Annotated in this window: 19 protein-coding genes; 10 read left to right on the top strand and 9 right to left on the bottom strand. The window is 68.1% G+C overall.

Annotation, left to right across the window (positions count from 1 at the left end):
• Positions 1-3 precede the first annotated feature (3 nt).
• Both rdgB and hemW read left to right on the top strand, forming a co-directional pair.
• Positions 4-621 (top strand): RdgB/HAM1 family non-canonical purine NTP pyrophosphatase, encoded by a 618-nt coding sequence (gene rdgB, locus F3K02_RS24300; RefSeq protein ID WP_177138895.1) that lies wholly within the window; start codon positions 4-6, stop codon positions 619-621.
• Positions 622-710: 89 nt separating this feature from the next.
• A complete protein-coding gene (hemW, locus tag F3K02_RS24295; protein ID WP_246309778.1) occupies positions 711-1,892 on the top strand; it encodes a radical SAM family heme chaperone HemW in 1,182 nt (393 codons plus the stop codon).
• Positions 1,893-1,904: 12 nt separating this feature from the next.
• On the opposite strand, the gene F3K02_RS24290 is transcribed toward hemW, so the two are convergent.
• Positions 1,905-5,588, bottom strand: coding sequence for a response regulator (locus F3K02_RS24290; protein WP_177138891.1), 3,684 nt, complete (start codon positions 5,586-5,588; stop codon positions 1,905-1,907).
• A gap of 152 nt (positions 5,589-5,740) precedes the next feature.
• Between F3K02_RS24290 and F3K02_RS24285 the strand changes: the two genes are divergently transcribed.
• A complete protein-coding gene (locus tag F3K02_RS24285; RefSeq protein WP_343067151.1) occupies positions 5,741-6,712 on the top strand; it encodes an NUDIX hydrolase in 972 nt (323 codons plus the stop codon).
• Between the two features lie 3 nt (positions 6,713-6,715).
• On the opposite strand, the gene F3K02_RS24280 is transcribed toward F3K02_RS24285, so the two are convergent.
• The 8 genes from F3K02_RS24280 to F3K02_RS24245 form a co-directional block, all read right to left on the bottom strand.
• On the bottom strand, positions 6,716-7,777 hold the full coding sequence (locus tag F3K02_RS24280) for an aldose epimerase family protein (protein WP_177138889.1): 1,062 nt from the start codon (positions 7,775-7,777) through the stop codon (positions 6,716-6,718).
• Positions 7,778-7,803: 26 nt separating this feature from the next.
• Positions 7,804-9,360: a galactarate dehydratase gene (garD, locus tag F3K02_RS24275; protein WP_177138887.1), complete on the bottom strand. Its 1,557-nt coding sequence runs from the start codon at positions 9,358-9,360 to the stop codon at positions 7,804-7,806.
• Between the two features lie 118 nt (positions 9,361-9,478).
• Positions 9,479-10,435 (bottom strand): Bug family tripartite tricarboxylate transporter substrate binding protein, encoded by a 957-nt coding sequence (locus F3K02_RS24270; protein ID WP_177138885.1) that lies wholly within the window; start codon positions 10,433-10,435, stop codon positions 9,479-9,481.
• Between the two features lie 55 nt (positions 10,436-10,490).
• Positions 10,491-11,465 carry a Bug family tripartite tricarboxylate transporter substrate binding protein gene (locus tag F3K02_RS24265; RefSeq protein ID WP_177138883.1) on the bottom strand — a complete coding sequence of 325 codons (975 nt, stop codon included), beginning with the start codon at positions 11,463-11,465 and terminating at the stop codon, positions 10,491-10,493.
• A gap of 28 nt (positions 11,466-11,493) precedes the next feature.
• On the bottom strand, positions 11,494-12,507 hold the full coding sequence (locus F3K02_RS24260; RefSeq protein ID WP_177138882.1) for a lactonase family protein: 1,014 nt from the start codon (positions 12,505-12,507) through the stop codon (positions 11,494-11,496).
• A gap of 11 nt (positions 12,508-12,518) precedes the next feature.
• A complete protein-coding gene (locus tag F3K02_RS24255; protein WP_177138879.1) occupies positions 12,519-13,802 on the bottom strand; it encodes a TRAP transporter large permease in 1,284 nt (427 codons plus the stop codon).
• Positions 13,802-14,353, bottom strand: a complete 552-nt coding sequence (locus F3K02_RS24250) for a TRAP transporter small permease (RefSeq protein ID WP_177138877.1) — start codon at positions 14,351-14,353, stop codon at positions 13,802-13,804. The genes F3K02_RS24255 and F3K02_RS24250 overlap by 1 nt, the downstream gene beginning before the upstream one ends.
• A 74-nt stretch (positions 14,354-14,427) precedes the next feature.
• Positions 14,428-15,408, bottom strand: a complete 981-nt coding sequence (locus F3K02_RS24245) for a TRAP transporter substrate-binding protein (protein ID WP_177138875.1) — start codon at positions 15,406-15,408, stop codon at positions 14,428-14,430.
• 183 nt (positions 15,409-15,591) lie between these two features.
• On the opposite strand from F3K02_RS24245, the gene F3K02_RS24240 reads away from it, so the two are divergent.
• The 7 genes from F3K02_RS24240 to F3K02_RS24210 all read left to right on the top strand — a co-directional run bounded on the left by F3K02_RS24240 (position 15,592) and on the right by F3K02_RS24210 (position 22,208).
• On the top strand, positions 15,592-16,323 hold the full coding sequence (locus tag F3K02_RS24240; protein ID WP_177138873.1) for a FadR/GntR family transcriptional regulator: 732 nt from the start codon (positions 15,592-15,594) through the stop codon (positions 16,321-16,323).
• A 119-nt stretch (positions 16,324-16,442) separates the two neighbouring features.
• Positions 16,443-17,771, top strand: coding sequence for a glucarate dehydratase (gene gudD, locus F3K02_RS24235; RefSeq protein WP_177138871.1), 1,329 nt, complete (start codon positions 16,443-16,445; stop codon positions 17,769-17,771).
• 32 nt (positions 17,772-17,803) lie between these two features.
• Positions 17,804-18,688 (top strand): 2-hydroxy-3-oxopropionate reductase, encoded by an 885-nt coding sequence (locus F3K02_RS24230; RefSeq protein WP_177138869.1) that lies wholly within the window; start codon positions 17,804-17,806, stop codon positions 18,686-18,688.
• Between the two features lie 32 nt (positions 18,689-18,720).
• A complete protein-coding gene (locus tag F3K02_RS24225; protein WP_177138867.1) occupies positions 18,721-19,485 on the top strand; it encodes an HpcH/HpaI aldolase family protein in 765 nt (254 codons plus the stop codon).
• 19 nt (positions 19,486-19,504) lie between these two features.
• Positions 19,505-20,326 (top strand): NAD-dependent epimerase/dehydratase family protein, encoded by an 822-nt coding sequence (locus tag F3K02_RS24220; RefSeq protein ID WP_177138865.1) that lies wholly within the window; start codon positions 19,505-19,507, stop codon positions 20,324-20,326.
• Complete coding sequence (locus F3K02_RS24215; protein WP_177138863.1) at positions 20,323-21,321, top strand: DMT family transporter; 999 nt, start codon at positions 20,323-20,325, stop codon at positions 21,319-21,321. The genes F3K02_RS24220 and F3K02_RS24215 overlap by 4 nt, the downstream gene beginning before the upstream one ends.
• A 137-nt stretch (positions 21,322-21,458) precedes the next feature.
• Positions 21,459-22,208, top strand: coding sequence for an SDR family NAD(P)-dependent oxidoreductase (locus F3K02_RS24210; RefSeq protein WP_177138861.1), 750 nt, complete (start codon positions 21,459-21,461; stop codon positions 22,206-22,208).
• The last annotated feature ends 31 nt before the right edge of the window (positions 22,209-22,239 follow it).

The following is a 22,239-nucleotide window of genomic DNA, read 5'->3' as shown; positions in this document are numbered from 1 at the left end:
GGGATGAAGCTCGTTCTCGCGTCCAACAACACAGGCAAGCTCGCCGAGCTGCAGGCGCTGTTCGCCCCGCTGGGGGTGGAGCTGGTGCGCCAGTCCGAACTGGGCATTCCCGAAGCGCCCGAGCCGCACCGCACCTTCATCGAGAACGCACTGGCCAAGGCGCGCCACGCGGCGCAGGTGAGTGGCCTGCCCGCGCTCGCCGACGACGCCGGCCTGTGCGTGGAAGCCTTTGGCGGTTTGCCGGGTGTGGACACCGCCTACTACGCGACGCAGTTCGGTTACGAGAAGGGCGACGCCAACAACGTGCGCGCCTTGCTGGAACAGATGGCGCAGGTGCACGACCGCCGCGCTGCGCTGGTCAGCACTTTGGTCGCGGTGCGCAGCGCCGACGATCCCGAGCCGCTGGTGGCCAGCGGCCGTGCGCCGGGGCTCATCACGCGCGAGCCCGTCGGTGACAACGGTTTCGGCTTTGACCCGGTGATGTTTTTGCCGCAGTTCGGTTGCACTTTTGCCCAGCTGAGCGACGAGAAGAAGAACGCCAACAGCCACCGTGGCAAGGCGGCGCAGCAGATGCTGAACCTGATGCGTGAACGCTGGTTCGCGCCCCAGGCGGACACATGAACACGCCCAGAGAGGTCCGGGTGGCGCTGCCCGGCGCAGCCGGCAGCCGTCCACCGGAAGGTCCGCACTGGAGCGACATCCGCCACTGGATGCGCCCCGGCACGCTGCAATTGCAGGGCTTGCCGCCGCTCTCGCTCTACATCCACCTGCCCTGGTGCCTGAAGAAGTGCCCCTATTGCGACTTCAACTCGCACGAGTGGAGCGCCACCAGTGCGCCCGGTCAGGCGCTGCCCGAGCAGGCCTACCTGGACGCGCTGCGCGCCGATCTGGAAGCCGCGCTGCCGCTGATCTGGGGCCGCTCGGTGCACAGCATTTTCATCGGCGGCGGCACGCCCAGCCTGTTTTCGCCCGAGGCCATCGACCGCCTGCTGGGCGACGTGCGTGCGCTGCTGCGGCTGGACGCCGACGCCGAGATCACGCTGGAAGCCAACCCGGGAACCTTTGAAAAAGACCGCTTCCGCGCGTTCCGTCAGGCCGGCGTGACGCGCCTGTCCATCGGCGTGCAGAGCTTCAACGACGAGCACCTGAAGGCGCTGGGCCGGGTGCACGACCGGGCGCAGGCGATCGCTGCGGTGGAAGAGGCGGCGATGGCCTTCGACACCTTCAACCTGGACATCATGTACGCGTTGCCGGGGCAGACGCTGGCCGACTGCGAAACGGACATGCGCACCGCGCTGGCGTTTGCGCCACCGCACATCTCGATCTACCACCTGACCATCGAGCCCAACACGGTGTTCGCCAAGTTCCCGCCGCGGGTGCCCGAAGACGACGACGCCTACGCCATGCTCGACCGCATCACCGAGCTGACGGCCGAGCAGGGGCTGGCGCGCTACGAGGTCTCGGCCTACGCGCGCGAAGGCCACCGCTGCTGGCACAACCTCAACTACTGGCAGTTCGGCGACTACCTCGGCATCGGTGCCGGTGCCCACAGCAAGCTCAGCTTTGCCCACCGCGTGGTGCGTCAGGTGCGTGCACGCGAACCGCGTCTCTACATGGACAAGGCGCGCGCGGGGGACGCGGTGGTGAGTGTGGAAGAAGTGGCGCGGCGCGATCTGCCGTTTGAGTACATGCTCAACGCGCTGCGCCTGCGGCACGGCTTCGAACTGCAGGACTTCTCAGCACGCACCGGTCTGCCGCTCTCCAGCGTGGCCGCGTCGCTGGACGAAGGCGTGCAGCGCGGCTGGCTGGAGGTGGCGGATGGCTGGGTCCGGCCGACCGAACGCGGGTTCGACTTTCTCAGCGATCTGCAGTCGCTGTTCCTGCCCTCCTGATCGCTCAGCCGATCAGTCCCGCAGCCCGCCGCAGGCCTGCAGGATCGTGCGCACCTTGTGCTCTGACAGCGGGCTGGTCAGCGTACCGGCCCATTTCAGGCCATAGCCGTCCACCAGCCGTTCGGCGGTGTCCAGCATCTGGTGGTCGAAGTGGCCGATCAGCGCCACGTGGCCGTTGAACCGCCACTGCCGCAGGTGCTGGATCAGCTCGACGCCGTTCATGCACGGCATGTGCAGGTCCAGCAACAGCAGCACCTGCGAGGTGTCGAGTTCCGCCAGCCGCTGCTGCAGCTCGCTGCCTTCGGTGAAGCGCTCGACCCGCGGCGCACCGGCCTGGGCCAGCAGTGTCACCAGTTCGTTCAGGTGGACCGGATCGTCGTCGATGCACAGCACATGGGTCAGTGGCGCCGCCTGCACCGCGGATTCCAGCCGCCTGAGGTGCTGGCGCACCGAAGCGATGGAGTCGACCAGGCTGGGGACCAACCGGGCGATGCCCGCCGCATCGCCCACGGTGCCGAGCGTCTCGATCTGGTCCAGCAGCTGCGCCAGACCCACCGCACCGACGAGGCGGCTGGACGATTTGATGCGGTGCGCGGTGAAGCCGGCGCTGGCGCTGTCCTCGCGCGCCGCCGCCTCCCGGATCTCGGTCTGGGCCCGGTCCAGGCTGGCGAGGTAGCGGCTGCGCATGTCCTGCAGGATTTCGGGGTCGGCACCGAGCACACGCTGCAGCGCGTGGTCGTCGAATCCGTCCCATCCCGCGGCGACGGGTTCCGGTTGCGGCTCCGGCCGCTGCGCCAGCGACCCCGCTGGTGCCGGCAACCGGACCACTTCCAGCCACCGGTGCAGCATGGTTTCGAGCTTGGGCAGCGACACCGGCTTGGTGAGGTAGTCGTCCATGCCGACCGCCCGGCAGCGGTGGACTTCGCTGTGCATCGCGTTCGCGGTCAGCGCGATGATGGGCATGCGGTGCCCGACCGCTTCTTCTTTGCGGATGGCCTCGGTGAGTTCAATGCCGCTGAGGCCCGGCATCTGCAGGTCGGTCAGCAGCAGGCAGAAGTGGTCTGGCCGCTGCCGCCAGAGCGCCAGCGCCTCCTGGCCATCGCCCGTGAACACGGGGTCCAGGCCCAGCAGCTCCAGCTGGTAGCGCAACACCCGCTGGTTGATCTCGTTGTCTTCGGCCACCAGAATGGCGCGCCCCTGGCAGGCGGCGACCAGGCCCCAGTCGGCCGGGTGCCGCTCCCGCTCGGGGCTCACGACGCCATGGGCGGGCACCAGCACCCGGCCCGCCGCCATGGCCACGGCCACCAGCAGATCCTTGCGGCGCAGGCCGATGACCGACATGTTGGCCTGACCCGGGGCCTGGGAAACCGGTTCCGTGCGGGGCTTCTGATGCATCACGACCTGGCCTTCGGACCGGCCGGAGGCTTCTGCGGTTGAACGGTGGAGCACCTGGTGTCCGGCGGGTGCGATCACCACCCGGGCTTCGCCCTCCTGTTCGGGCCAGGCGGCTGCATCGTCGGTGCTGTCCACCAGGCTGACCCGGGCACCGGCGGCGCTGAGGTAGGCCGCCCAGTCGTCGCGGATGTCGGCGTCGTCCAGAACCAGCAGGGCGTGGATGCCGACCAGCTCGCTGCTGATGGCCGAATTCACCGCCGAAGCCGGCTTGAGCGGCAGGTCGACCGTGAAGGTGGCGCCTGCGTCGGGCTGGCTGCGCACGCTGATGCTCCCGCCCATGGCGCTGACCAGCCGGTGCGAGATGGCCAGGCCCAGACCAGTGCCGCCGTAGTTGCGCGTGGTGGAGGCCTCGCCTTGTATGAAAGGCTGGAACACCAGGCGTTGCACTTCGTCGGTCATGCCGATGCCGTTGTCGGCCACCTCCAGGCGCACCGAATCGCCCACGGGGGTGGCGCGCACGGTGACCCGGCCTGGCCGGTTCAAGCCGGCCGAAAACTTGATGGCATTGCCCACCAGGTTGAGCAGGATCTGGCGCACGCGGTTGCCGTCGCCCAGCATCAGGTCGGGCAGGCGCGGGTCGGCGAAGGCGTGGAGGCGCACGCCGCGCCCGGCGGCGACGGTGCTCAGGGGCGCACAGGAGCGGCCGACCACGCTGCGGATCGCAAACGGCGCTTCCTCCAGCACGAGCCGTCCGGCCTCGATCTTCGAAAAATCCAGGATGTCGTCGATGATCGCGAGCAGCGCCGCGGCCGATTCGTTGATGGTCTCCACCATCTCCTGCTGAGCGGGCGACAGCGGGGTCTGCAACAGCACGTCGGCCACACCCATCACGCCGTTCATGGGCGTGCGGATTTCGTGGCTCATGGTGGCAAGGAAGGCGCTCTTGGCGGCGTTGGCCGCCTCGGCCGACCGCCGGGCTTTCTCCAGTTCGACGGTGCGCTGGGTGACGAGTTCTTCGAGGTGGTAGCGGTAGCGGGTCAGGTCTTCGCTCATGCGCCGCTTGTCGGTGATGTCTTCCTTCACCGCCAGGTAGTGGGTGACGCGGCCGTCCGGGTCGCGCACCGGCGTGATCACGGCGAATTCGATGTAGTGGGAGCCGTCCTTGCGGCGGTTGTTGAAGAAGCCGCGCCAGGGCTTGCCCGCGCCGAGCGCCGCCCAGAGCTTGCGGTAGCGCGAACCGGGCGTCAGACCCGATTGCAGGATGCGGGAGTTTTGCCCCATCAGCTCGTCGCGCGAATAGCCCGAGGTGGCCACCATGGCCTGGTTCACGTATTCGATGTTGGCCGCGATGTCGGTGATGACGATGGACGCCGTGGCCTGCTCGGCCGCCATGGCGAGTTTGCTCAGCCAGCCGGCTTCTTCGCGCGGCTGGTTGGTGTCGCGCACCCGGTCGGTCACATCGGTCATCAGGCCCTGGATCACGGGATCGACGTCGTCACGAGAAGGACGCACGATGCGGATCGCGTCGTGGTAGTGGCGCCAGTCCCCGGCCGCATTGCGGATGCGGTACTGGAGTTCAAAGCTCGGCCGGTTTTTCAGCCCGTCGGCGAGTTCGGCGAGCACGCGCGCACTGTCCTCCGGGTGCAGCGCCTGCATCCAGGCCTCGGGCCGGGCCATCCATTCCTCGGGTGTGTAGCCCAGCTCGCGGACACGGGAGCTGACATACAGCGTTGAACTCGCCTCGTCCATCACGGCCCGGTAGACGATGCCGGGCATCTGTTCGGCGAGCTCGCGGAACTCGCGCGTGCGGGCCTCGAGCTGGAGGCGTTCGCGCAGCCCGACCAGCCAGTGTTCGACCGTCGTGCGCAGCTCCAGCAGCATCGTGCGCTCGATGTCGCTCAGGGTGCGCGGCTCGGCCCCGAACAGGCAGAGCACACCGATGCTGTGGCCGTCCACGCGCACGGGCGCGCCCACAAAGAGGCGCGGCGTGGCGGGCGCTGGCTCACCCGACAGCGGGTCGCTCCCGGTGTCGGTGAGCACCAGCACATCGTCGCACGCAGCCACCTGCGCGGCGAAGGCGGCGCCACAGCTTTCGGGCACGCTGTCCAGCCCGTACGACGCCTTGATCCAGTGCTGGTCGCCATCCATCAGGCAGACCGCCGCCCGGGTGCACCGCAACGTGAGCGCGGCCACTTTCAGCAGGGACTGGATGGTGGGGTCGGACGAGGTGTCCAGGGTGGCCAGGGAGCGGAGCGTCTGGATGCGGGCCAGTTCGACGGAGGCAGGGTGCAAAAAAGGCATGGTGACGGGCAGGGTGGGCGGGTCCGTTTGTTTGATTTCAGCGCGCAGGGATCAACCGCCCCTGTCCTGCTGACGTCGCCCGATCTTTGTCGGCCCGTCCCGTCCGGTCTGTAGGGAGTTATGGACGACACGCGACACGCCGGGAGGAAACCGTGAACAACCGCACGGGCCATGGTGCTGCGCGGGAGACGCCGGTGTGGGCCGGGCCCATGGACAATGCCCGCATGGCCATCCCGATCAACTCCGATGTGATTCACACCCCGCCCCTGGCGTCTGCCACCGTGATGGTGGTGCGCGACGGCCCCACCGGGCTGGAGGTGCTGCTGGTGCGCCGGCACGGCAACTCGGGTGTGCTGGGTGGCGTGCACGTGTTTCCGGGCGGCAAGCTCGATGCGGCCGACCGGCAGGTGGACCCCGCAGCGCTGGACCGCACGGCGGCCGAGCTGTTGAGCGCCCTGGCCGAACCCGGGCTGGATCCGGACACCGCGGTGGGCCTGCACCTGGCCGCGCTGCGCGAGACCTTTGAAGAGTGCAGCCTGTTGCTGGGCCTGCACGCATCACTTTCAGCCAGTGGCGACTGGGCGCGGTTGGCCGCCCAGGTGCGTGAGCACACGCTCACCGGCCTGGGCTTTGCCGCTGCCGTGCAGCGCCTGGGCCAGCCGCTGGCGGTGTCGAGCCTGCTGCCATGGTCGCGCTGGGTCACGCCGCGCCAACCGTCGGTGACCAACAAGCGCTTCGACACGCGCTTTTTCGTGGCCGCGGCCCCGGCGGGGCAGGACGCCAGCCACTGCACTTTTGAAGCCACCGAAGCGGTCTGGCTGTCCCCGCGCGCTGCGCTGGAGCGCTACTGGGCGGGCGAGATCGACCTGGCGCCGCCGCAGATCATGAGCCTCTGCCAGCTCGGCCGCCTGGCCGGTGTGGCCCAGGTGCAGGCCGTGGCGCGCAGCCGGCCGCCCGCGCTGATCGAGCCCGAACCCTTCGATCAAGACGGCTGCCGCGTGATCTGCTACCCCGGCGATCCGCGGCACAGCCGCCGGGTGCCGGTGTGGGACGGGCCGACCCGCCTGACCTACCGCAACCAGCGCTTCGAGGCCGACGGCGGGCTGGCGGCATTGTTGGGCTGAGGTTTATCCGTTCAGCACGCCAAACCGGTAACGCGTCTGCGCGCGGTAGGGGCGGTCGGCCGTGACGCGGTTGAACGGGAAACCCGGGCAGTTGGGCGCGTTGGGGAACTGCTGGGGTTCCAGGCAGAGCCCGCTGCGCGGCCGGTGGACCACGCCCCGTTTGCCGATGTCGGCCGCCCCACCCGTGCCGAGCTTGCCCGCGGTGTACACCTGCAGCACCGGTTCGGTGGTCCAGACCTCGAGCGTGCGGCCGCTGGCTTCGCTGTCGGCGCGGGCGCACAGGCGCAGGCTGGTGGTGAGGGGGTCGGCGTCGATCACGTAGCTGTGGTCGATGTCGGGCAGGTCGCCCAGCGTCTGCGGGGTGCGCAGGTTCAGCGGGTGGTCGCGCAGCGGCGTGCGCTCGCCGGTGGGGATGTTGTCATCGTCGGTGGTGAGCAGATGGCTGGCGCGAACTTCCAGCCGGTGGCTGTCGATGCGCACATGGCCGGGGCCGTCGAGGTTGAAGAAGGCATGGCAGGTGAAGCTCGCCGGCCCGTGGCCTTCGACCGCGGTGGCCTCGTGTTCGATCACCAGCTCGTTGTGCTCGGTCAGCCGGTAGGTCAGGCGCAGGGCCAGCGCGCCGGGGAAGCCGTCGTCGGTGGTCTCGAAGCGGTGCTGCAGTTCCAGCGTGTGGGCGTCGGTCTGGCGGGCCTCGAAGACGCGGTGACGCGAGCCGCGCGGACCGCCGTGGATGCAATGCGGGCCGGCGTTGGCAACCAGCTGGTGCTCGTGACCGTCGAGCGTGAAGCGGGCCTGGGCGATGCGCCCGGCGTAGCGTCCGATGAAGGCGCCCATGGACGGCGCGCCCTGGAGCAGATCGTCCAGGCTGTCGTAGCCCAGCGCCACATCACCCGGCACACCGTCGCGGTCGGGCACCACGATCTGCAGGATCCGGGCGCCCAGGTTGCAAACGGCCACAGCCATGCCGCGCTCGTTGTGCAGCAGAAAGAGCGCCGTGGATCGGCCATCGAACTCGCCCTCAAAACGGGCCGGTTCGAGCAGGCCGGGGAGCGTTTCGGCGTCCATGACAGTTCAGAGGCGGTCCAGTCGGTTCAGGTGACGGGGGCCGGGTTGAACAACACCAGGGCGTTGTGCAGCTTCCAGTGTTCGGCCCACGTTTTTTTACCACTGGCGACGGCCAGCAGCAGCTGGAACAGCTCGGTCCCCACGTCCTCGATAGTGGCTTCTCCGCTGGCGATGCGCCCGGCGTTGACGTCCATCAGGTCGTGCCAGCGGCGCGCCAGGTCGTCGCGCGTGGCGACCTTGATGACAGGGCACTCGGCCAGTCCGTAGGGCGTGCCGCGGCCGGTGGTGAAGACATGCAGGTTCATGCCGGCCGCGAGTTGCAGCGTGCCGCAGATGAAGTCGCTCGCCGGGGTGGCGGCGAAGATCAGGCCCTTCTGCTTCACCTTCTCGCCGGGCGCGATCACGCCGTGGATCGGGCCGGTGCCGCTCTTGACGATCGAGCCCATGGCCTTCTCGACGATGTTGGACAGGCCGCCCTTCTTGTTGCCGGGCGTGGTGTTGGCGCTGCGGTCCACCCGGCCCTTGTTCAGGTAAGCGTCGTACCAGGCCATTTCGCGCACCATGGCCTCGGCCACGTCGGGGCTGGCGGCGCGCGTGGTCAGCAGGTCGATGCCGTCGCGCACCTCGGTCACTTCCGAGAACATCACGGTGGCGCCGGCGCGCACCAGCAGGTCGGTGGCATAGCCCACGGCCGGGTTGGCGGTGACGCCGGAAAACGCGTCGCTGCCGCCGCACTGCACACCCACCACCAGGTCCGACGCCGGGCAGGTGGTGCGCTGGCGCCGGTTCAGGCGCTCCAGGTGCACGCGCGCCTGCCTCAAGATGGAATCGATCATGGACATGAAGCCGACGTGGGCGTCGTCCTGCAGCGTGACCACATCGAGTGCGCTGTCTCGTTGATCGCTGATCGGAATCGATCCCGGCGGCAGCAGGCGCTCAGGCTGCAGCTTCTCGCAGCCCAGGCTGAGCACCATGACCTCGCCACCGAAGTTGGGGTTGGACGAGATGTTGCGCAGCGTGCGGATGGGGATGATCGCGTCGGGCGCGTCGATCGCCACGCCGCAGCCGTAGGTGTGTTCCAGACCGACCACGCCGTCCACGTTCGGGTACAGCGGCAGCAACTCGGTTCGGATGCGTTCGACCGCGAAGTCGAGCACGCCGGCCACGCACTGCACGGTGGTGGTGATGGCCAGCAGGTTGCGCGTGCCCACGCTGCCGTCGGTGTTGCGGTAGCCCTGGAAGGTGTGGCCGGCCAGCGGTGGCAACTGGGCGGGCGGATTGGACGCCGGCAGACCTTCGAGCGAACGCGCCGCTGGCATCACCAGCCGCTGCTCGTTGACCCAGCCGCCTGCCGGAATGTCTACCGCCGTGTGGCCGATGACCACGTTGTAGCGCCGCACGGCGCTGCCCGCGGGCAGGTCCACCAGCGCCACCTTGTGACCCTGGGGAACAGCCTCCACCAGCTCCGGCCCGCCGGCCAGCGCGGCGCCGGGTTTGAGGCCGCCGTCGTTGACCACGATGGCCACGTTGTCGGCCGGGTGCATGCGGATACCGCGCGGTGCGGACGGAGCAGATGTGTTCATGACAACGTTGCGAAAGAGGGGGGAGCCAACGCCCAGGGCGCCGCGGAACCGGCTTTGCCGGGCCGCCAGCGCCGCCCCCTTGAGGGGGTCGCGCGCAGCGCGGCGGGGGTGGGCCAAGTCAATCTGCTTTGATGTTCCGGCTCGTGATCAGTTTCTGCCAGCGCGCGTATTCCGACGCCTGGAAGGCCGCGAACTGCTCGGGCGTGTTGAGCACCACCTCGAAGCCCAGCTCCAGCAGCTTCGGCGTCACGGCGGGGTCGTTGATGCTCGCGACGATGGCGTCGTGGATGCGCTTCTTCACGTCGACGGGCAAGCCCTTGGGCGCAGCCACGGCCTGCCAGGACTGCACGTTGGCGTCCTTCACGCCGCTTTCTTCCAGCGTGGGCACGTCGGGCAGCAGCGGCGAGCGTTTGGCGCTGGTGATGGCCAGGGCGCGCAGCTTGCCGGCCTTGATCTGCGGCATGGCGGTGTTGATGTTCATGAACGACGATTCCACCTGGTTGCCCAGCAGGTCGCTCATCACCGGGCCACCGCCCTTGTAAGGCACGTGCACGCCGCTGGTACCGGTCTGTTGCCAGAAGAGTTCGGCGGTGAGGTGGTCGCTGCTGCCGTTGCCGGACGATGCGAAGCTCATCTTGCCCGGGTTGGCCTTCTGGTGGGCGATCACTTCGGCAACCGATTTGCGTTCCGAGGCAGCGGGCACCACCAGCACGTTGGGCGCCTGAACGACCACCGTGATCGGCTCCAGGTCCTTGAGGGCGTCGTACTGCACCTTGAACAGGTGCGGCGCGATCACGAAGGGGCCGAGCGAAGAGACGAACAGTGTGTGGCCGTCGGCCGGCGCGCGCGCGATGTAGGTGGCGCCGATGGTGCCGGTGGCGCCGGCCTTGTTCTCCACGACCACGGTGGCGCCGCCGAGCTTCTCGCCCATCTTGCCCGACAGCGTGCGCGCGATCAGGTCGGTGGAACCGCCAGGCGGGAAGGGCACGACCAGGGTGATGGGTTTGTCGGGCCAGGCGAAGGCGCTGAGGCTGGTGGACGCGGCCACGAGCAGGGTGATGAGGGATTTTTTCATGGTGGTGTCTCCGGTGGGTACAGGAACGCGGCGCCCGGGGGCGCCGCCGAGGGGCTTATTCGAGGGTGATCTTTTCTTCGCGCACGATCTGCGCCATCGCAGGGATTTCGGCCTTGATCCAGGCACTGAAATCGGCCGCGCTCATGTGCGACGGTTCCAGTCCGAGGGACTGCAGCTTTTCCTTGATGTCGGGCAGCGCGGTGATGCGTTGCACCTCGGCGTGCACCGCGTTCACGATGGCCGGCGGCGTGCCGGCCGGGGCCAGCAGGCCTTGCCAGCTGCCGGTCAGGAAGTTGGGCACGCTCTCGCTGACGGTGGGCACGTCACCCAGTTCGCCGAAGCGCTTGGCGCTGGAAACGGCCAGCAGCTTGAGCTTGCCGGCCTTGACGTGCGGGTAGGTGGCGACCATGCCGTTGAAGGTGACGTCCATGTGGCCGCCGACCAGGTCGGTCATGGCTTGCGAGCCGCCCTTGTAGGGCACGTAGTTCCACTGGATGCCGTTGCGCCGGGCAAACTGCACACCCGCCATGTGGGGCGCGCTGCCCATGCCGGCCGCGGCGGCGAAATTCAGCTTGCCGGGGTTGGCCTTGGCGTACTTGATCAGTTCAGCGATGTTGCTGGCCGGCACCTTGGTGCTCACCACCAGCAGGTGCGGCGAATAGCCGACCATGGCCACCGGGACGAAGTCTTTGATGACGTCGAAGGGCAGCTTGTAGAGCGCCGGGCTGATGGTGAGGTTGCCCACGTCCATCAGCACGAAGGTGTAGCCATCGGCGGGCGACTTGGCCACCAGATCGGCACCCAGGTTGCCGGCGTTGCCGGCCCGGTTTTCCACCAGCACGGTCTGGCCGAGCTTCTCGGTCATCTTCAGACTGATCAGGCGCGCGAGCACGTCGGACGTGCCACCAGCGGGGAAGGGCACCACGATCCGGATGGGCTGCTTGCCGGGCCAGTCCTGGGCCCAGCTGGCGAGGGGCATCAGGGCGGCGGCGCCGAGCGACAGGCAGAGGGTGCGTCTGGCAAATTTCATGGGGTGGTGCTCCGGGGGGGTGTGTGGCTCATCGAGCCGGGTGGCTGAACGTGATCCAGTTGGGGTTCTGGCCCATGGGCAGGCGCTGCTGCAGGGTCAGCGAGCCGGTGGCCGGGTGAATGCGGTAGCGGCTCAGGTGGTGCGAGAGCTGGCCCACGGCGAGCAGGTGCTGGCCGTCGGGCGTGATGGCGAAGCCGCGCGGGCCGCTTTCGGTGGCCGTGTGACCCCGGGGCTCGACGTGCCCGGAGCTGGCGTCCACCGCAAAGGTGGCCAGGGTGCTGCTGCCGCGTTCGCTGGTGTAGAGCCAGCGGCCATCGGGCGTGAGGTGCAGGTCGGCCGCGGAGGGTGGGCCGCTGAAGCCGGGTGGCACGGTGGGCAGCGTCTGCAGGTGCGCGAGTGTGCCGGTTGGTGCGTCGTAGGCCAGCACGTCGAGCGTGGCGTCCAGCTCGTTGAGCAGGTAGACGAAACGCCCGTGGGGGTGGAAGCGGATGTGGCGCGGACCGGCGCCGGGACGCTGCGGCCAGGCCGGCGGTGTGTTGGTGCTGAGCTGGCCGGTGGTGGCATCGAAGCGGAACTGCAGCACCTGGTCGCCGCCCAGGCTGGTGGCCAGCACATGGCGGTTGTCGGGCGCACTCAGGATGCAATGTGCATGGGGCGGCGTGGGCACGAGCTGCAACACATCGCCTGCGATGCCGGTGGGCGCGATGGGGCTCACGCTCACGCAGTTGGCCGGGTACGAGGCCGCGAACAGCCAGCGCCCGCTGGGGTCGGTAGAGACGTAGGCCATGCTGCCGGGCAGGGTGGCTTCGCCCAGGGGCTGCAGCTGGCCGGTGGTGGCGTCGATGGCGAGCGTGACCACGGCCAGGGGTTCGCTGCGCCGGGCCACGTAGAGCCAGCGCCCGCTGGGGCTCAGTGCCATGGGCATGAGCGTGCCGCCGAGCGTGACGGAGGACTCCGGCCGCAAGTCGCCGTCGGCGTCAAGTGCGAGGGTGTGCACGTCGCCGCTGTCGGCGTGCGAGATGAAAACGAAGCGCTGTGTCATGGCTTCGGGTCTCACAGGCCCAGCGTGCGCGGCAGCCACAGCGACAGCCAGGGCAGGTAGGTCACCATCAGCAGCACCACGAACAGCGCCACGAAAAACGGCATGAGCGCCTTGGAGACCACGCCGATCTTGAGCTTGGCGATCGCACTGCCCACGAAGAGCACGGTGCCCACCGGCGGCGTGATCAGGCCGATGCCCAGGTTGACCATCATGATCATGCCGAAGTGCACCGGGTCCACGCCCATCATCTTCACCACCGGCAACAGGATGGGCGTGAGGATCAGGATCAGCGGTGACATGTCCATCAGCGTGCCCAGCACGATCAGCAGCACGTTGATCAGCGCCAGGATCACGTACTTGTTGTCCGACAGCGCGGTGAGGAAGCTGGTGACCCGCAGCGGGATCATCATCAGCGTCATGATGTAGCCGAAGGCGGCGGCAAAGCCGATCAGGATCATGACGATGGTCACGGTCTTCACGGTGCGGTGCATCAGCTTGGGCAGGTCGCTCCACTTGTAGTCGCGGTAGATGAACATCGTGACGAAGAAAGCCCAGACCACCGCGATCGAGGCCGACTCGTTGGCCGTGAAAACGCCCGACAGGATGCCGCCCAGGATGATGACCATGGTCATCAGGCCCCACATGGCTTCGCCACAGATCTTCAGCGCCTGCTTCAGCGGAATCACCTCGCCCTTGGGGTAGCCGTGTTTCTTCGCCTTGTACAGGCACAGCACCGCGAGCGTCAGCCCCATCAGCAGGCCGGGCAACACGCCGGCCATGAACAGCGCAGCGATGCTCACCGTGCCGCCGGCCGCGAGCGAATACAGCACCGCGTTGTGGCTGGGCGGGATCAGGATGGCCTGCACCGAGCCGCTGACCGTGACCGCGGTGGCGAAGTCGCGCGGGTAGCCTTTGCGCTCCATCTCGGGGATCAGCACCGAGCCGACCGAAGCGGTGTCGGCCACGGAGGACCCGGAGATCGCGCCAAAGAAGGTGGAGGCCAGGATGTTGACCAGCGACAGGCCGCCGCGCACGAAACCGATCAGCACGCCGGCGAAAGCGACCAGGCGCCTCGCCATGCCGCCCTCGGCCATGATGGCGCCGGCCAGCACGAAGAAGGGAATCGCGAGCAGCGAAAACTTGTTCACGCCCGAAGCGATCTGGATCATCACCGCGTCGAGCGGGATGTCGATGTAGAGGGCCCCCACCAGCGCAGCGAGCCCGAGCGAGAAGGCGATGGGCACGCCCAGCACCATGAGCAGCATGAAGCTGCCGATCAGCACGAACGCGTCCATCAGCGGCTCTCCCCGTGGGCCAGGGCGGCGCCCCGGTCGGTCTTTTCCGGTTCTTCGTAGCGCATCAGCCGGCGGTGGTCCTGCGGGCCTATCCAGCGCCGCTCGATCACGAACAGCAGCGTGAACAGCGAGCCCAGCGGCAAGGCAGCGTAGGTCACGCCCACCGGCAGCCAGGGCAGTTCGCTGATCGACTGCCCCATGGTGCCCAGGCTGAGGCTGGTGCCGTACCAGGCCACGAAGGCGCAGGCCGCGGCCATGCACAAGTCCACCAACCAGGCGCACAGCGCGCGCAGGGGTGGCGGCAGTACGTCGGTGAGCATGGTCACGGCGATGTGGGCGTTGGCGCGGTAGGCCGCGGCCGCACCGATGAAGGTGAACACCATCATGAGCAGGATGGCGATGGGCTCGGGCCACTGCGAGCCGGTACCCAGCACATAGCGCGTGAAAACACCCCAGGGAATGATCAGCGACATGCACACGATGGCCACGCCGGCGGCCCAGATGCAGGCCAGGTAGAGGCGGTCCATCGCCGCGACGTAGAGGGATTTCATGGATCGTTTTCTGCAAGCGGCACCCCGGCGCGGGGCCGGGGTGACTGGAGGGGCAGCGGGCGGAGGGCGCGGGCTTACTTGACGTCGCCGATGCGCTTCATCAGGTCGGCAAACTGGGCGCCGTACTTGGCGCGCACCGGGGCGGTGGCGTCAAAGAAAGGCTTGTTGTCGATGGCGATGAACTCCACGCCCTCGGCCTTGAGCTTGGCGCTGTAGTCGGCCACGGCGGCGTCCCAGAGCTTGCGCTGCTCCAGCTGGGCTTCGCGACCCAGCTTCTTCATCAGCGTCTGGTCGGCGGGCGTGAGCTTGTCCCAGGCTACCCTGGACATCACCAGGATCTCGGGAATGATCAGGTGGTTGGTCTGGGTGTAGTACTTGGCGCCGGCCTTGAAGTGGTTGGCGGTGTACAGGCTGGGCGGGTTGTTTTCCGCGCCATCGACCACACCGGTCTGGATCGCGGTGAACACCTCGCCGTAACCCATGGCGATGCCGTTGCCGCCCATGGCGTTCATGGTGTCGACGAACAGCGGGTTGCCCATCATGCGGATCTTCTGGCCCTTGAGGTCGGCGGGGGTGCGCACCGGCTTCTTGGTGTAGAGGCTGCGGCTGCCGCCGTCCATCCAGGCCAAAGCGACTATCTTGGCCGGGCTGGCGCTGATCTTGTCCAGCAGTTCCTGGCCGATCGGACCGTCGATCACGGCGCGCATGTGGGCCACGTCGCGGAACACGAAGGGCATGTTGAACACGTTCACCTCGGGCACCACCGGGCCGACGGGCCCCAGCGAAGTGCGCAGCAGCTGGATCGCGCCGACCTGGGTCTGCTCGATCATGGCCTTTTCGTCACCCAGTACGCTGCCCGGGAACATCTGGAACTTGTAGCGGCCCTGGCTGGCGGCTTCGAGCTTTTTGCCCATGGCCTCCACCGCCACCACGGTGGGGTAACCGGCGGGGTGCACGTCGGCGGCCTTGAGCACGGTCTGCGCCGAAGCCAGGCCGAACACACAGGTGCCCGCTGTGGCCACGGCGAGCTGGATCAGGGTTCTGCGGAATGTCATCTCGGTATCTCCTGGGCGCCGGGGCGCTGGTTTGAAGGGGTAAGGGATTCAGGCGAATCAGAGGGTGAACGACCTATTCAACAAGGCGATGCATCTGCTACATTGGTTGCGAACATCTCATCATCAGTTGTCGTACAACTAATCTAGCAGATGACTCCAGCAGCAAACATCGGGCTTACCCTAATGAACCGGGATCTCTCCAGTCGCAGCAACAAATCGCGCACCCTGTCGTCCGAGCTGGCGCAGGTGCTGGTCGGCCGCATCCGCGGTGGTGACTATCCGCCGGGCACCAAGCTGCCCAAGGAGGCGTCCATCATGGAAGAGTTCGGCGTCAGCCGCACCGTGGTGCGCGAAGCCATCTCCTCCCTGCAGGCGGTCAATATGGCCGAGACCCGCCACGGCATCGGCACCTTCGTGCTGAAGGTGGAGGAGAGCGCGCCGTTCCGCATCCGGCCCGAGCAGCTGGGCACCTTGCGCGACACCATTGCGTTGCTGGAGCTGCGCATCGGCGTCGAGACCGAGGCCGCGGCCATCGCGGCAGCGCGCCGCACCGAGGCGAATCTGGTCAGCATGCAGGCCGCCCTGGATGCCTTCTCCGAAGCCATCGAGGCCGGGCAGGACGCCGCCAACGCCGACTTCCAGTTCCACCGCGAGATCGCGCTGGCGACCCAGAACAGCCACTTCGCCGAAGTCATGAATTCGCTCGGTCCGGGTGTGTTTCCGCGGGTGCGCCTGGCCACCGCCGCGGTCCAGGACCCGAACCGCCTGATGTACCTGCGGCGCGTGCACCTGGAACACGAGAGCATCTACAACGCGATCCGGGACCAGGACGTGGACAGCGCCCGCGCGGCCATCCGCACCCACCTGTCCAACAGCCGCGAACGCCTGCGCAAGAGCGAGAGCCAGGCGGCCTGAAGCCGTGAGGGAGGGGGTGAGACGAGGGTTATCCCGGATGGGGTGGGTCCACCTAAGATGTATGATGACTGTTAACTGAAACGGTTTTGCCGTTGTTGTCCTGTCCTCACGCACCGCCCATGTACGCCACCCCCACCGTCACCCGATTGCAAGTGATCCCCGTCGCGGGACACGACGGCATGCTGCTCAACCTGAGCGGCGCGCACGGCCCGTTTTTCACCCGCAACCTGCTGATCCTGACCGACTCGTCGGGCCACACCGGCGTGGGCGAGGTGCCGGGCGGCGAAAAAATCCGCCAAACGCTGGAAGACGCACGGCCCCTGATCGAAGGGCAGCCCATCGGCGCCTGGAACCGCGTGCTCAACAGCCTGCGCAGCGGCTTTGCAGAGCGCGACAGCGGCGGCCGCGGCAACCAGACCTTTGATCTGCGCGTGACCATCCACGCCGTGACCGCCGTGGAGTCCGCCTTGCTCGACCTGTTGGGCCAGCACCTCGGTGTGCCGGTCGCGGCCCTGCTCGGCGAGGGTCAGCAGCGCGACCGCGTGCAGATGCTGGGTTACCTGTTCTACATCGCCGACCGCAAGCAGACCGACCTGGCCTACCGCAGCGAGCCCGATGCGGCCGATGACTGGCAGCGCTTGCGCCACGAAGCCGCGCTCACGCCCGAGGCGGTGGTGAAGCTGGCCGAAGCCGCCCAGGCGCGTTACGGTTTCCAGGACTTCAAGCTCAAGGGCGGTGTGCTGCGTGGCGAAGACGAGGTCGAGGCCATCGTCGCGCTGCACGAGCGCTTTCCGCAGGCGCGCGTGACGCTCGACCCCAACGGCGGCTGGCTGCTGAAAGACGCCGTGCGCCTGCTGCGCGACCACCGCAACACCCTGGCCTACGCCGAAGACCCGTGTGGCGCCGAGGGCGTGTTCTCCGGTCGCGAGGTTATGGCCGAGTTCAAGCGCGCCACCGGCCTGCCCACCGCCACCAACATGGTCGCCACCGACTGGCGCGAGATGGCGCACAGCCTGGTGCAGCAGTCGGTCGACATCCCGCTGGCCGACCCGCATTTCTGGACCCTGCAGGGCTCGGTGCGCGTGGCCCAGCTCTGCCAGATGCACGACCTGACCTGGGGTTCGCACTCCAACAACCACTTCGACGTCTCGCTCGCCATGTTCACCCACTGCGCCGCCGCCGCGCCGGGCAAGGTGACCGCGATCGACACCCACTGGATCTGGCAGGACGGCCAGGGCCTGACCAAGGAACCGCTGCAGATCCAGGGCGGTTTTGTGGACGTGCCCGCGAAACCGGGCCTGGGCGTGGAGCTGGACATGGACAAGGTGCGGCAGGCGCACGCGCTCTACCAGCAACACGGCCTGGGCGCGCGCGACGACGCCGTCGCGATGCAGTACCTGATCCCCAACTGGACGTTCAACAACAAGATGCCGGCGCTGGTGCGCTGAAGCGTCTTGCTCTTCTCTCTAAGGACATCAACATGAAACTGGGATTCATCGGACTGGGCATCATGGGCGCGCCCATGGCGGGTCATTTGCTGGCCGCGGGTCACGAGCTGTTTGCGCAGTCGCGCAGCGGCGTGCCGGCCGATTTGCTGGCCGCGGGCGCCAAGGCCTGCACCACGGCGGCCGACGTGGCGTACGCCGCCGACATCATCTTCCTGATGGTGCCCGACACGCCGCACGTGGCCGAGGTGCTGTTTGGCGAGACCGGGCTGGACAAAGGTTTGTCTGCTGGAAAAACGGTGGTGGACATGAGCTCCATTTCGCCCATCGCCACCAAGGACTACGCCAAACGCATCCAGGCCCTGGGCTGCAGCTACATCGATGCGCCCGTGAGTGGCGGCGAAGTCGGCGCCAAGGCCGCCAGCCTGACCATCATGGTCGGTGCCAGCGAGGCCTCGTTCGCCACCGTCAAGCCGCTGTTTGAACTGATGGGCAAGAACATCACGCTGGTCGGTGGCGTGGGCGACGGCCAGACCTGCAAGGTGGCCAACCAGATCATCGTGGCGCTCAACATCGAGGCCGTGGGCGAGGCCCTGCTGTTCGCGGCCAAGGCCGGCGCCGACCCGGCCAAAGTGCGCCAGGCGCTGATGGGCGGCTTCGCGGCCAGCCGCATCCTGGAGGTGCACGGCGAACGCATGATCAAGCGCACGTTCAACCCGGGTTTCCGCATCGAGCTGCACCAGAAGGACCTGAACCTCGCGCTCGAAGGCGCCAAGGCACTGGGCCTCAGCCTGCCGCACACCGCCAGCGTCGCCCAGCTCATGAACAGCTGCGTCGCCCTGGGCGGCGCGGCCTGGGACCACTCGGGCCTGGTGCGTGCGCTGGAGACGGCGGCCCATTTCCAGATCGCTGGCAACTGACCCTCCCACCGATCCAACACAGCGAGCACACCATGGACCTGCCCCTCAACCACTTCAAGCGCGCCATCCGTTCGGGCCAGAAACAGATCGGCCTGTGGTCGCACCTGTGCAGCCACCTGAGCACCGAGATCCTGGCCGACAGCGGCTTCGACTGGCTGCTGCTCGACATGGAGCACTCGCCCAACGAGCTGCCCGAACTGCTCTCGCAACTGCAGGCCATGAAGGGCACGAAGGCCTCGGCCATCGTGCGCCCGCCGTGGAACGACATGGTGGTGTTCAAGCGCCTGCTCGACATCGGCGTGATGACCTTGCTGGTGCCCTATGTGCAGACCGCCGAGGAAGCGGCCAACGCCGTGGCCTTCACGCGCTACCCGCCGCACGGTGTGCGCGGTTTCGCGGGCGCACCGCGCGCCAGCGGCTACGGCCGCGTGAAGGACTATGCCCACCGCTGCGGCGAAGAAATCTGCGTGCTGGTGCAGGTGGAAACCGTGCTGGGCCTGCAGAACCTGGAAGCCATCGCCAACGTGGACGGTATCGACGGTGTCTTCATCGGCCCCGGCGACCTCTCGGCCGCGCTCGGCCACCTCGGCAACCCCAAACACCCCGAGGTGCTCGCCGCCATCGACGACGCCATCGCCCGTATCCGCGCCTGCGGCAAGGCCCCGGGCATCCTGACCGGCGACGAAACCCTGGCGCGCCATTACGTGGCCCAGGGCTGCCTGTTCGTCGCCGTCGGCGCCGACCAGAACCTGCTGCGCGACAGTGCGCAGGCCTTGGCTGGCCGCTTCAAAAGCTGATTTTTCTTCGGAGCCTCCCATGCTTGCCCAGCCCGCTTCTCCGCTGAAGTTGAACCGCCTCCTGCTCACCGGCGCCGCCGGCAACCTGGGCCGCGAGCTGCGCCCGCGCCTCAAGGCGTATTGCGAGGTCTTGCGCCTGAGCCACCGCAGCGACATGGGCGCCGCGGCGGCAGGCGAAGAAACGTTCATCGCAGACCTCGCCGACAAGGACCGCGTGCACGCCATGCTGACCGGCGTGGACGCCGTGGTGCACATGGGCGGGGTCTCCACCGAGCAGCCCTGGGAACCCATCCTCGCCGGCAACATCGTCGGCATGGTCAACCTCTACGAAGCCGCGCGCCAACACGGCACGAAGCGCATCGTCTTCGCCAGCTCCAACCACGTCACCGGCTTCTACCGGCAGGACGAAGTCATCACGCCCAGAGCCGCGCCCAGGCCCGACGGCTTCTACGGCCTCTCCAAGGCCTTCGGTGAAGACCTGGCCCAGCTCTACTGGGACCGCTGGGGCATCGAGACCGTGAGCCTGCGCATCGGCTCCTCGTTCAGCGAGCCGCGCGACCGCCGCATGCTCGCGACCTACCTGAGCTACGACGACCTGGAGCGCCTGATCGTGGCCGCGCTCACCGCGCCCATCGTCGGCCACAGCATCATCTACGGCGTGTCCGACAACCAGACCAGCTGGTGGGACAACACGCCCGCGAAACACATCGGCTACCGCCCGCAGGACAGCTCCGACGGGTTCCGCCCGGCGGTGGAAGCGCGCCAGCCCAGCATTGACCGCCACGACCCGGCTGCGCTGTACCAGGGCGGTGCCTTCGTGAAGGCCGCGCCGCACGGATGACGGCCCGCGACAGTGCCCGGCCCACGGGCGCTTCTTCCGCGCACGCCCCCGGGGCCGCGTTCTTCCGCCGCCCGCGCAACCTGGTGGGGCTCGCCACGCTGTGTTGCCTGCTCTGGGGCAGCGCCTACCCAGCCATCAAGGGTGGCTATGCGCTGCTCGACATTGCCCGCAGCGACACGGCGGCGCAGCTGGCCTTCGCGGGCTGGCGCTTCCTGCTCGCGGGTGGTCTGCTGCTGGTGATCGCGCGCCTGATGGGCAAGCCGGTGTGGGCGCTGTCCACGGGGCAATGGCGCCAGGTGGCGCTGCTCGGGCTGGCGCAGACCTCGCTGCAATACGTGTTCTTCTACGTCGGGCTGGCCCACACCACCGGCGTGAAGGGCTCCATCCTCAACGCCACCGGCACGTTCTTCAGCGTGCTGCTGGCGCACTTCATCTACGCCAACGACCGGCTGCGCCGCCGCAAGGCACTCAGTTGTGCGGTCGGCTTTTTCGGAGTGATGGTGGTGAACCTGCGCGGCGTTCAAGGGCTGGACGCGAGCTTCACCCTGCTGGGCGAAGGCTTCATCGTCATCGCGGCTTTCGTGCTCTCGGCCGCCAGCATCTACGGCAAGCGCGTGTCGCAGCGGCTGGACCCGATGGTCATGACCGCCTGGCAGCTCGCCATCGGCGGGCTGGTGCTGCTGCTGGGCGGGCTGGCCGGTGGCGGCGCCATCGCGGGCTGGGGTTTGGGTTCGCTGGCCTTGCTGGGCTACATGGCCGTGCTCTCGGCGGCCGCCTTTGCGCTCTGGGCCGCGCTGCTCAAGCACAACCGGGTGGGGCAGGTCACGGTGTTCAACTTTTTGATCCCGGTGTTCGGCGCGCTGCTCTCGGCCCTGTTCCTGGGCGAGACGGTGCTCGAATGGCGCAACCTGATCGCGCTGGCGCTGGTGTGCGGGGGCATCTGGATGGTCACCACCGAAACCGCTGCGGCGTCGGCGCCCGCGCCAGCGGGCTGACCCAGCGCTTGGTCTGGCAGCGCACAGACGCCTGGCGCTCCGACACCTAAGGTCCATCCACATCCCCGCTGTTGGCTCGCACCAGCGGCGGGGTCTGCAGCGTGCAGCCCCGGGCTGCACCCCTTCGGATGGACCCCATGCTGAAAAACAAAGTGGTGCTCGTCACCGGTGCCGCCTCGGGCATCGGCCGGGCCATTGCCCTCACGGCCGCGCGCGAAGGCGCGCTGCTGGTGCTGTCGGACATCGACGCCGACGCCGGCGTCGAAACCGGCGCGATGGTGCGCTCCCAGGGCGGCGAGTCGCTGTTTGTGGCGGCCGACGTCGGCAGCGCCGATGAGTGCCAGGCCCTGGTGTCCCAGGCGATGGCGCATTTCGGCCGCCTCGACGTGGCCTGCAACAACGCCGGCATCGGCGGCGCCGCCGCGCCCCTGGCCGACTACCCGCTCGACGCCTGGGCACAGGTGATCAACATCAACCTCAACGGCGTGTTCTACGGCATGCGCGCGCAGATTGCGGCCATGTTGCTCCATGGCGGCGGCTCCATCGTCAACGTGGCGTCGATTCTGGGCGCGGTCGGCTTTGCCACCGCGTCGGCCTACACCGCGGCCAAACACGGCGTGGTGGGCCTCACGCAGGCCGCCGCCCTCGAATACGGCGCCCAGGGCGTGCGCATCAACGCGGTCGGCCCCGGCTTCATCCACACCCCCATGATCAGCGGCCTCGAAGACGACCCGGCTGTCAACGCCCTGCTGGTGGCCGCCCACCCGATCGGGCGCCTGGGCCGGGCCGAGGAAGTGGCCGAACTCGTGGTCTGGCTCGCCTCGGAACGGGCGTCGTTCGTGACCGGCTCCTACTACCCGGTGGACGGTGGCTACCTCGCCCGCTGAACCCGCCTCCCCGTCCTTCTGCTTTTTTTCT

The organism is Hydrogenophaga aromaticivorans, assembly GCF_013387465.1.
Taxonomy (GTDB): domain Bacteria; phylum Pseudomonadota; class Gammaproteobacteria; order Burkholderiales; family Burkholderiaceae_C; genus Hydrogenophaga; species Hydrogenophaga aromaticivorans.
Note: the sequence above shows the minus strand (reverse complement) of the source record. Positions and strands in the feature narration are given on the sequence as shown.

Excerpts from the sequence above, each read along its gene's own strand:
- rdgB (WP_177138895.1), top strand. The coding sequence starts at position 4 with ATGAAGCTCGTTCTCGCGTCCAACAACACAGGCAAGCTCGCCGAGCTG.
- hemW (WP_246309778.1), top strand. The coding sequence starts at position 711 with ATGCGCCCCGGCACGCTGCAATTGCAGGGCTTGCCGCCGCTCTCGCTC.
- F3K02_RS24290 (WP_177138891.1), bottom strand. The coding sequence starts at position 5,588 with ATGCCTTTTTTGCACCCTGCCTCCGTCGAACTGGCCCGCATCCAGACG.
- F3K02_RS24280 (WP_177138889.1), bottom strand. The coding sequence starts at position 7,777 with ATGGACGCCGAAACGCTCCCCGGCCTGCTCGAACCGGCCCGTTTTGAG.
- garD (WP_177138887.1), bottom strand. The coding sequence starts at position 9,360 with ATGAACACATCTGCTCCGTCCGCACCGCGCGGTATCCGCATGCACCCG.
- F3K02_RS24270 (WP_177138885.1), bottom strand. The coding sequence starts at position 10,435 with ATGAAAAAATCCCTCATCACCCTGCTCGTGGCCGCGTCCACCAGCCTC.
- F3K02_RS24265 (WP_177138883.1), bottom strand. The coding sequence starts at position 11,465 with ATGAAATTTGCCAGACGCACCCTCTGCCTGTCGCTCGGCGCCGCCGCC.
- F3K02_RS24260 (WP_177138882.1), bottom strand. The coding sequence starts at position 12,507 with ATGACACAGCGCTTCGTTTTCATCTCGCACGCCGACAGCGGCGACGTG.
- F3K02_RS24255 (WP_177138879.1), bottom strand. The coding sequence starts at position 13,802 with ATGGACGCGTTCGTGCTGATCGGCAGCTTCATGCTGCTCATGGTGCTG.
- F3K02_RS24250 (WP_177138877.1), bottom strand. The coding sequence starts at position 14,353 with ATGAAATCCCTCTACGTCGCGGCGATGGACCGCCTCTACCTGGCCTGC.
- F3K02_RS24245 (WP_177138875.1), bottom strand. The coding sequence starts at position 15,408 with ATGACATTCCGCAGAACCCTGATCCAGCTCGCCGTGGCCACAGCGGGC.
- F3K02_RS24240 (WP_177138873.1), top strand. The coding sequence starts at position 15,592 with ATGAACCGGGATCTCTCCAGTCGCAGCAACAAATCGCGCACCCTGTCG.
- gudD (WP_177138871.1), top strand. The coding sequence starts at position 16,443 with ATGTACGCCACCCCCACCGTCACCCGATTGCAAGTGATCCCCGTCGCG.
- F3K02_RS24230 (WP_177138869.1), top strand. The coding sequence starts at position 17,804 with ATGAAACTGGGATTCATCGGACTGGGCATCATGGGCGCGCCCATGGCG.
- F3K02_RS24225 (WP_177138867.1), top strand. The coding sequence starts at position 18,721 with ATGGACCTGCCCCTCAACCACTTCAAGCGCGCCATCCGTTCGGGCCAG.
- F3K02_RS24220 (WP_177138865.1), top strand. The coding sequence starts at position 19,505 with ATGCTTGCCCAGCCCGCTTCTCCGCTGAAGTTGAACCGCCTCCTGCTC.
- F3K02_RS24215 (WP_177138863.1), top strand. The coding sequence starts at position 20,323 with ATGACGGCCCGCGACAGTGCCCGGCCCACGGGCGCTTCTTCCGCGCAC.
- F3K02_RS24210 (WP_177138861.1), top strand. The coding sequence starts at position 21,459 with ATGCTGAAAAACAAAGTGGTGCTCGTCACCGGTGCCGCCTCGGGCATC.